We start from the raw sequence: 8,624 nt of genomic DNA, 5'->3' as shown, positions 1-8,624 counted from the left end.
CACTCCAAAGCTGCTCTTGCGAACCCGACTAAGGGTGTGAGGGCTGGCGACTCGGTTACAACTACTAGCTAACATACAATCAGAACTTGCGAGTGTGGATTGGCAATGACCAACACCCAAACAATGCCCTCAAGTGTGGATTCACTCTGCTCGACACTCAATCAAATGCTCCGAGTGTGGGTTGACGGCGACCGACACACAAACAACATCCTCAAGTGTGGATTCACTCTGTTCAACATTCAATCAGGGCTTGCGAGTGTGGATTGATAGACCGAACTCGACTAAGGGTGTGAGGAAGAGCGGTAGAAGAGGAGCCACTTCTGCGCGACCGAACCCAACTAGATGATGCGGGAGAAAGAAATAATTTTTTACGTGCATGCTATAGAGAGGCTGGATCTTTTGTTCTAGCCTCTTAGTTTTTTTACTTCTCTATCCTTTCGTGCTAGTGACTAGTCATTAAAGAAGCTTTCTATTAGCAGCTCACTTTGAGCAGGAGCCAATAATCCCGTCCACTTCAGCCAAGCACTCTGATGATTTATATCACCCCCAACTCTCATAATCTTAGAAATAATTAATGAAAACGATTAACACCTCTTCAAAGATTTATTGTATAATAGTTTGTAAGCGTCACCAGCTTCTGGCTAGGTGGCTCTATTTATTATGAAGGAGTGTGATTAGACATGAGAAAGCGGCGTTTACTGAGTCAATTTGCTATTATTGTGAGTATTTTAAGCGTCCTTGTCATGCTTGTTTTGCCTGAACAAGTGCAGGCTGAACAAAAACAGCGGATTATCCGCATCGCCCATAACCAATCATCCAACCACCCCACCCATATCGGGATGGAAGCTTTCGAGAAATATATCGAGCAGGAATTGGGCGACAAGTATGATGTTCAGATCTACCCCAGTGAGCTCTTAGGAACCCAAACCAATATGGTCCAGCTCACCCAAACCGGGGCGATTGAGATAACAGTGGCATCCAACTCGATCCTGGAAACTTTCAACCAACAGTTCCAGATCTTCAACCTGCCCTATCTCTTCGAAACCCCAGAGATTTACCATGCCGTGATGAATGACCCTGAAATTGTCGGGCCCATCTTCAACGGGACAGAAGAATCAGGCTTTATCACCAAGGCCTGGCTAGATGCTGGTACCCGGAACTTCTATGTGACCAAGGGACCGATTGAGAAACCATCTGACCTCTCAGGGCTCAAGATCCGGGTCCAACAATCCCCTACCAATGTCCGCATGATGGAACTCCTCGGTGGCTCTGCTACACCAATGGGCTTCGGAGATGTTTACACCGCCATCCAATCGGGCGTTATCGATGGAGCGGAGAACAATGAGCTCGCGCTAACCGAGAACGGCCACGGAGATATTGTGAAGAATTATTCCTATACCCTCCACCAAATGATTCCGGACGAAGTGATCGTTAACAGCCGCTTCCTCGACGACTTACCAGCTGAAGACAAAAAAATCTTCGACCATGGCTTCCAGATCATGCAGGATACCCAACACCAGGCTTGGCAAGAAAAAGTAGAAGAAGCCAAGGAAAAAGCTGAAAAGGACATGGGCGTTAAGTTCAACTATCCCGATACAGCACCTTTCCGTGAAGCGGTCATGCCTCTTCACAAAGAAGTCCTTGAGGCCAATCCTTCCTTAGAAAAAATCTACAAACAAATCGAAGAAAAGGCTAAGACCGTCAAGGCTGAAGACAAGGAGGCGCAGGCAGATGCAAAAAATTAGACATATTCTAGATCAGATCATGCGTGTCTTCAACGCCCTAACTTTAGGCTTGATGACACTCTTAACCGTCTGGCAAGTCTTCACCCGCTACCTCCTCCATGCCCCATCGACCTGGTCGGAAGAGCTGGCTTCTTATATGTTCGCATGGGTGACCATGTTCGGGGCTGCCTATGTCTTCGGCAAGCGGGAACATATGAATATCCCTGTTATCCTAGAACGTTTCTCAGCCAAGACACAAAAAGCCCTCAACCTCTTCAGCGAAGCCTTGATTTTTGTCTTTGCTGTTGTGGTCTTAATCTATGGCGGAATTGAAATCACTTCCCTTACGATGGGGCAGATGTCATCCTCCCTGCCGCTGCCGATGGGTTACTTCTATGCAGTGATCCCTTTGAGTGGTCTCTTCATTGCCCTCTACAGTGTGCTTAACATTTATGACATCTACCAAAAACCCCTCGCTGCTTTTGATTCTGCTAAGAAGGAGGAAGACATCTAATGGCTATTCAATCTTTAATTATTATGATCGCCCTCTTGGCCATCCTCTTGGTCTTGGGAATTCCGATTGCCATTGCGATTGGGATTTCAGCGATTGGCGCGATCCTACCTACCATGTCCCTAGAAACTACTGTCATTACGGCGGCCCAGCGGATCTTCTCAGGAACTTCAACCTTTACCCTAGTCGCGATCCCCTTCTTCGTTCTGGCAGGAAACATCATGAACCAAGGCGGGATCGCCAAGCGCCTGGTGAACTTCGTGGAAGCCATCGTAGGTAAGATCCCTGGCTCGCTCCTGCTCACCAACGTGGGGGCCAATGCCCTCTTCGGCGCCATCTCAGGTTCAGCCGCAGCAGCCGCGGCAGCAGTTGGGGGCATGGTTCAGGATGGCGAACGCGAGCAAGGCTACGACATGAACCTAGCCGCCGCTACCAACGGGGCCTCAGCTCCTAGTGGGCTCCTAATTCCTCCATCCAATGCTCTCATCACCTACTCCCTCGTCTCTGGAGGAACTTCGGTGGCTGCCCTCTTCATGGCCGGCTACCTACCTGGTTTGATTTGGACCCTAGCCTGTATGGTCGTCGCCTTCATTATGGCCCGCAAAAAAGGCTATCTGGGCGACCAACGCCCCTTTGACTGGAAGCGTCTCGGCAAGGCAACCTTAGATGCCCTCCTCCCCCTCTCCCTCATTATCGTGGTGATTGGCGGGATCATCGCTGGCGTCTTCACTGCCACAGAAGGCTCTGCCATTGCCGTCATCTATGCCCTCTTTATTTCCGTGGTGGTTTACCGGTCCATCGGCTTGAAAGACCTCTACAAGATCTTAGTCGATAGTGCTGAAACCAGCGGGATGGTAGTCTTCCTCATCGGGGTATCGAACATTCTCAGCTGGGTCATGGCTTTCACCGGGATTCCCCAAGCCATCGCTGGGGCCCTCCTCAGCATCACTGAGAACTCCCTTGCTATCATGTTGATCATTAATATTATCCTCTTGATCTCAGGGACGTTTATGGACGTGACCCCAGCTATCCTGATCTTCACGCCCATCTTCTTACCCATTGCCACTTCCTTTGGCATGTCCCCTGTTCATTTTGGGATTATTATGGTCTATAACCTCTGTATCGGGAACATCACCCCACCCGTTGGCAACACCCTCTTCGTCGCCATCCGCGTCGGCAAGTCGACCCTGGCAGATGTTATGCCTTACATGCTGAGCTACTATGGAGCAATCCTCACTGGTTTACTCCTCGTCACCTACATCCCAGCCATCTCGCTCTGGTTACCCGAATTGGCTGGACTCCTATAAGTTTAAGACAAACGAAGTCTCGCATTGCAGGCTTCGTTTTTTTAAATGTTTTTTCTAATGTATGCGTTGTCATTGCTATAATACTAAGTTATACTTGAAGAGAAAAGATTTTTTAGCTCAGGCTTAAATAAAAAGGAGAGACCCAATATGCCAACACAATTCAAAGCCAAAATCGCCAATGTCGGCCAAGCTGTCGACCGCTTCCTCGGAGAAAAACTCCTCCTCGTATTCTCCAACGCTGATGTCATGTCCGAAGTCAAAAACTACAGTGTCCTCATCACAGACATCGACTTCCCAGGCCACATCGAAGCCGGCCAATGTCTCTGCATCTCCGGCCAGTGCTTCGAAATTACCGCAGTCGGTGACATCGCTGAGAAAAACCTCCGCACCATCAACCACGTCACCTTCAAAGCCAACGGTGCAACAGAAGCCGAAATCCCCGGCACCATCTACCTCGAAGACAAGCCCTTCCCCGAAATCAAACAAAACACCTGGATCGAAATAAAATAAGGGTGTGAGCAAAGGCGTCCAGAAAGGAATGACTGGAGGCCAAACGGAAAAGAGCGGCCTCAGCCGATCGTTCCGATTGGCTGAAGTCACTCCCTTTCTGCTCTTGCGAACCCGACTATAAGGGTGTGAGACTTGGCGTTTAGACTCGGATGATTGGAGCAAGTAAGGATAAGAGCGAAGCATTCGCTCGTTCCTTACTTGTGAAATCACTCCGAGTCTGCCAAGTCGAACCCGACTACAGGATTCGGAGGATGGCGCTCAAGCCACAATCAGAAGGTCCGAATGCGGGTTGCCAAGCCAACGCCAAGGGAAACATAGCACAATCAATGTATAAAAAATACAATATAAGAGTTAACAAGCTAGCAAGGGCCTCGCTAGCTTGTTTTCCTTATGGTGAGGCCAAGCAGCTTGCCTAGCGGGAGGTCAACTTGCTAAGCAAGGGGCCATTCGCGAGTTGGTGTGAGTCTACTTGCTAATCAGAGCTCCGTTTGCGAGTTGACACGACTCTATTTGCTAATCGAAGCCTCGTTTGCAAGTTGGAGCGATCCTACTCGCAAACGGAGGTCCCATTCGCAACTTGCCAACTTCCTACTCTCAAACGGACACCTTATTTAAAAGTTCACAATCAACTCCCCGCTAACAACCAGAAAAAGCCAACAAAACAACCCCATTAGGAGTGTTTTGTTGGCTTTCGGCTTTTCTAGATTCTAATTAATAAGCACGAGCATACCAAACTGTATACTTGGCAGGCTTGCCTGAGTAGATATCAACTGTTTTTTCAACAGGAGCATGGAAAGGAATGTTCCGGGTGGTAAAACCTGTAGCTTCCTTAACCGCAGCTTCGGATTCTTCCGTACCGTCCCAACCAGCTAGCACCCAGCCTGGGTATTGGCCTTCTTCATGGCACTTATCGAGGTGGGCTTGGAGGTCTTCCATGGTGTCGATATCATAGTGCTCGTTAGCCTTGCGGAATTGGTCAGCTTTTTCGTAAAGGCGCGTCTGCATAGCGTCTAGCTTGTCTTGGACCGTTGCGACAAGGTCGTCTAAAGCCACAGCTTCCTTGTCATCTTGGTCGCGCATCTTGATCATGCAGCTGTTGTTTTCCATATCACGTGGGCCGAAGTCGAGACGGAGAGGAACCCCCTTCACTTCCACTTCATTGTACTTGTAACCAGGTAAGTTATTGGAATCATCTAAGCTCACACGGAAGCCCGCTGCCTTCAGTTCTGACTCGATTTCACGCAATTTCTCAAGAACTTGAGGATTCTTCTTCAGATTGCCGACTGGCAGGAGGGCCACTTGGACAGGAGCCATCTTAGGTGGGAAGACAACCCCTTTCTCGTCGCCGTGGGTCATAATCATGGCCCCAATCAAGCGAGTCGAAGCGCCCCAAGAGGAGGTATAAGCGTGAACGTGTTCGTTATCCTCATTTAAGAACTTGATGTCGAAAGCTTCAGCAAAGTTGGTGCCTAAAAAGTGGGAAGTTGCAGCTTGAACAGCCTTAGTATCTTTCATCATGGCTTCAAGAGAATAGGTATTATCCCCGCCAGCAAAACGTTCAGAAGGCGTCTTCTCCCCTGTATAAACCGGCATAGCCAGAAGGTTCTCCACAACATCTTGGTAGATTTTCAAGAAGTGGAGGACCCGCTCATGGGCTTCTTCAGCTGTCGCATAAGCACAGTGGCCTTCTTGCCAGAGAAATTCAGAAGTTCTAAGGAAGGGGAAGGTCCGTTTCTCCCAGCGGAAGACATTGGCCCACTGGTTAAGTTCCATCGGTAGGTCGCGGTAAGAATTAATCCAGTCGCTCATGGCATTGCCAAAGAGGGTCTCTGAGGTTGGGCGAAGGGCGAGGGGTTCTTCTAGTTCTTCGTCACCCGCCTTAGTCACCCAAGGCAGTTCAGGGGCGAAGCCTTCCACGTGGTCGGCTTCCTTCTCAAAGAAGCTTTGGGGGATCAGCATAGGGAAGTAAACCTCTTCTACCCCACTCGCTTCATATTGGTCATTCAGGGCTTTTTTAATTTGTTTCCATAAGAAATACCCATTGGGCTTGAAAATCATGGTCCCCCGGGCAGGCCCGTAAGCAAATAGGTCTGCCTTCTGGATACTTTGCAAGTACCACTTGGAAAAATCCGTTTGTTGTAAGTTTGTTTCTTCTTGACTCATTTGTCTCTCCTTTTCTCCATAAAAAAACGCAGATCCTCACATCCTAAAAGGACGGAAAATCCGCGGTACCACCTTCGTTAAGTTTATCACTTCACTCATTGCGCCGTAACGGGGCGCCCCGTAGCTTGTTTCCAAGCCAGTAATATGCAGGAGGTTCATCTTGCCAGCGGGGGTGTTTTCCCAGCACCAAACACTCTCTTCACCCATAGCAACACTACTGGTCTGCAGCTTGCTTCTATTGTGACCGAATTTCGAGAGAAAGTCAACTCTAATTTCCGGACTTGTAGTAGTCTTCATCCAACCAGAAGACTTGCTTGGTCAACTTCTCGTGGAGGGCTTGGTCGGCCTGGCGTTGGTTGAGACGTTCCTGCCGGCGCTGGTCATAACCTGAGCAGATCATCTCTTCTTCTTCACTATCTGCCACGATCTCAGGCATATGGAAGTCCGGATCATCCGTAATCGCGACAAAGGTCATAAAAGAAGTCGCCGCAATATAACGTTCACCCGTAGCTAAGTGTTCCCCGAGGACTTTGACAAACACCTCGCAGCTCTTCTTGCCCACTCCGGAGACAAAGCTCTCTACGCAGACGGAATCATTTTCGGGGAGGGGCGCAAGAAAGTTCATCTTATCCATAGCTGCCGTCATCACAACTGTCCGCGACATCCTCGACGCCGAGACGGAGGCACTATTGTCAACGAGGGACAAGAGCTGGCCCCCAAACATATTGCCGAAGCTGTTGGTTTCTTGGGGCATAATTCGGTGGGTTTGAACAACACGCGTTTCCTTGCAGTGTTTCATTACAATCGCTTCCTTTTCTGAGTAAAATTTTATTTGAGTACTTTTTGAAGGGCTTGGGCGAGCAGGGGCAAGACCAGGGCAGAGGCCAGCATCTCAGCCAGACCGTTCGTCAGGACCACCCCTAAGATAATGGGAAGAATGGCTGCTTCACTCACTCCCAAGGCTTGAGCATAAGCCGCCCGGGCAAAGAGGTAGATAGCCCCCATCACGAGCAGGGTATTACAAAGCGACCCCAGTGCCCCGATCAAGGCATAAACCCAGCGTCCAGAGAACTTTTTCCTCAAGTAGCTGGCTAAAACCGCCGTCAAAAAACCGGTCAAAAGCCGGGGCAGGACCGAAACTAGGGGGTTAATAAAGACCGGCGAAACCACGGTCGGTTGAAGCAGATGGCGCAACCAAGCCAGGACACCCCAAATCCCCCCCAGCATGGTTCCCACCTGCTTATCGAAGAGGCTGGCTCCCAGCATGACGGTAATTTGAACAATGGTAATACTAATAGGGCCTAAAGGAATATAGCCCAGCCAAGGGATAAAGGTTTGCAGCAACAAGACAGCCGTTAGGAGGCTGACAATAGCTAGGCGGTAGACTTTTTTTTCGTGCATTAGTGTCTCCTCAGTCTAATCAAAGCTTTCCAGAAAAAATATCGGCCTCGCCCGTTCGGACAATATCCATCAAGCGTTCGGTGAGCCGGGCAGTTAAGCCCCAGAGGACTTCATCATCCACATCATAGAAGGGCACCTGGTCCGTTACTTGACGGTTACGGAAGGGGTAGGCCTTGCCCCCAGGAATCTTCTCATAGGGAAAGTCCGCGTCGATCTGGAGCTCATGGCTAAAGGTGTAGGCCTTGGTTTCTTGGCGGAAGAGCTTCATGAAGGGCACCAAGAAAGGATAGGCCACTTCATCCGGGTTGACCGCTAAGTCTTCCAAGCTATCAATGTTCAATTGGGCCACGAAGCAAGCAATCACTCGGTCGCGCTCCACAACATAATCCATCTCACCCAAAAGCGCAATTTTATCGGGAGTTAAGCCTAATTCTTCCACTGTTTCACGAACCGCGGCCTCCTTAAAGCTCTCACCCTCCTCGACCCGGCCACCAGGAAAAGACGTATCCCCTCCTTGGGAAATACCGGCCGCCCGACTCTCATAAAGAATATAGAGCTCTTCGTCAATGACAACTAAGGGAATTAAGACTGCGTAATACTTGTCAATCCCCAGAGGTTGGGCTTCATAAGACTGAAAAATATGATAAATTTTCTCGAGCAAGCTAAACTTCCTCCTTTGTTTCTGATTCTCGGACTGAGGGTTAGGGGGTAGGGGCCGGCAATACACAATAAAAGGGCTTGTTTGGGTATAGAAGGCTGCTAAGCCACACTCCTGGACCTCGTTTCTGGGTTAGAATGGGTAAACACACACTCAAAGGTCTCATTTGTGGATTGGAACGCGCCAACACACACTCCTAGGCCTCGTTTGTGGGTTGAAACTGACCAACCCACACTCAAAAACTTCAATTGTGGATTAAAGACTGGCAATGGGCATGAATGAGCTGACCGCTAGCCCGCGCGCCCTCACCCCCTTTTAGTCGGGTTCGCAAAGGCAGAAAGGAAGTGACT

General features: G+C 49.5%; 8 protein-coding genes. 4 read left to right on the top strand and 4 right to left on the bottom strand.

The window, feature by feature from the left end:
- Positions 1-680: 680 nt before the first annotated feature.
- From HMPREF2626_RS07070 to HMPREF2626_RS07055, 4 genes are all read left to right on the top strand, one after another.
- Positions 681-1,745: a TRAP transporter substrate-binding protein gene (locus HMPREF2626_RS07070; protein ID WP_083294392.1), complete on the top strand. Its 1,065-nt coding sequence runs from the start codon at positions 681-683 to the stop codon at positions 1,743-1,745.
- The gene (locus tag HMPREF2626_RS07065) at positions 1,732-2,238 is read left to right on the top strand and encodes a TRAP transporter small permease (protein WP_070619347.1); all 507 of its coding nucleotides are present in this window, start codon (positions 1,732-1,734) and stop codon (positions 2,236-2,238) included. The genes HMPREF2626_RS07070 and HMPREF2626_RS07065 overlap by 14 nt, the downstream gene beginning before the upstream one ends.
- Positions 2,238-3,542: a TRAP transporter large permease gene (locus HMPREF2626_RS07060; RefSeq protein ID WP_070619345.1), complete on the top strand. Its 1,305-nt coding sequence runs from the start codon at positions 2,238-2,240 to the stop codon at positions 3,540-3,542. The genes HMPREF2626_RS07065 and HMPREF2626_RS07060 overlap by 1 nt, the downstream gene beginning before the upstream one ends.
- A 147-nt stretch (positions 3,543-3,689) precedes the next feature.
- Entirely contained in the window at positions 3,690-4,052 is a 363-nt protein-coding gene (locus HMPREF2626_RS07055) for a PTS glucitol/sorbitol transporter subunit IIA (RefSeq protein ID WP_070619342.1), read from the top strand.
- 711 nt (positions 4,053-4,763) lie between these two features.
- Here HMPREF2626_RS07055 and proS read toward each other — a convergent pair.
- The 4 genes from proS to HMPREF2626_RS07035 all read right to left on the bottom strand — a co-directional run bounded on the left by proS (position 4,764) and on the right by HMPREF2626_RS07035 (position 8,277).
- Positions 4,764-6,215, bottom strand: coding sequence for a proline--tRNA ligase (gene proS / locus HMPREF2626_RS07050; protein WP_070619339.1), 1,452 nt, complete (start codon positions 6,213-6,215; stop codon positions 4,764-4,766).
- Between the two features lie 268 nt (positions 6,216-6,483).
- Positions 6,484-7,014, bottom strand: a complete 531-nt coding sequence (locus HMPREF2626_RS07045; RefSeq protein ID WP_070619336.1) for an acyl-CoA thioesterase — start codon at positions 7,012-7,014, stop codon at positions 6,484-6,486.
- A gap of 29 nt (positions 7,015-7,043) precedes the next feature.
- A complete protein-coding gene (locus HMPREF2626_RS07040) occupies positions 7,044-7,616 on the bottom strand; it encodes an ECF transporter S component (RefSeq protein WP_070619333.1) in 573 nt (190 codons plus the stop codon).
- 19 nt (positions 7,617-7,635) lie between these two features.
- A complete protein-coding gene (locus HMPREF2626_RS07035; protein ID WP_070619326.1) occupies positions 7,636-8,277 on the bottom strand; it encodes an NUDIX hydrolase in 642 nt (213 codons plus the stop codon).
- Positions 8,278-8,624: the final 347 nt, after the last annotated feature.

This window comes from Aerococcus sp. HMSC062A02, assembly GCF_001809535.1.
In the GTDB taxonomy this organism is placed as follows: Bacteria; Bacillota; Bacilli; order Lactobacillales; family Aerococcaceae; genus Aerococcus.
Note: the sequence above shows the minus strand (reverse complement) of the source record. Positions and strands in the feature narration are given on the sequence as shown.

What these genes read in the sequence shown, in the direction of transcription:
- HMPREF2626_RS07070 (WP_083294392.1), top strand. Translation starts at nt 681, where the DNA reads ATGAGAAAGCGGCGTTTACTGAGTCAATTTGCTATTATTGTGAGTATT.
- HMPREF2626_RS07065 (WP_070619347.1), top strand. Translation starts at nt 1,732, where the DNA reads ATGCAAAAAATTAGACATATTCTAGATCAGATCATGCGTGTCTTCAAC.
- HMPREF2626_RS07060 (WP_070619345.1), top strand. Translation starts at nt 2,238, where the DNA reads ATGGCTATTCAATCTTTAATTATTATGATCGCCCTCTTGGCCATCCTC.
- HMPREF2626_RS07055 (WP_070619342.1), top strand. Translation starts at nt 3,690, where the DNA reads ATGCCAACACAATTCAAAGCCAAAATCGCCAATGTCGGCCAAGCTGTC.
- proS (WP_070619339.1), bottom strand. Translation starts at nt 6,215, where the DNA reads ATGAGTCAAGAAGAAACAAACTTACAACAAACGGATTTTTCCAAGTGG.
- HMPREF2626_RS07045 (WP_070619336.1), bottom strand. Translation starts at nt 7,014, where the DNA reads ATGAAACACTGCAAGGAAACGCGTGTTGTTCAAACCCACCGAATTATG.
- HMPREF2626_RS07040 (WP_070619333.1), bottom strand. Translation starts at nt 7,616, where the DNA reads ATGCACGAAAAAAAAGTCTACCGCCTAGCTATTGTCAGCCTCCTAACG.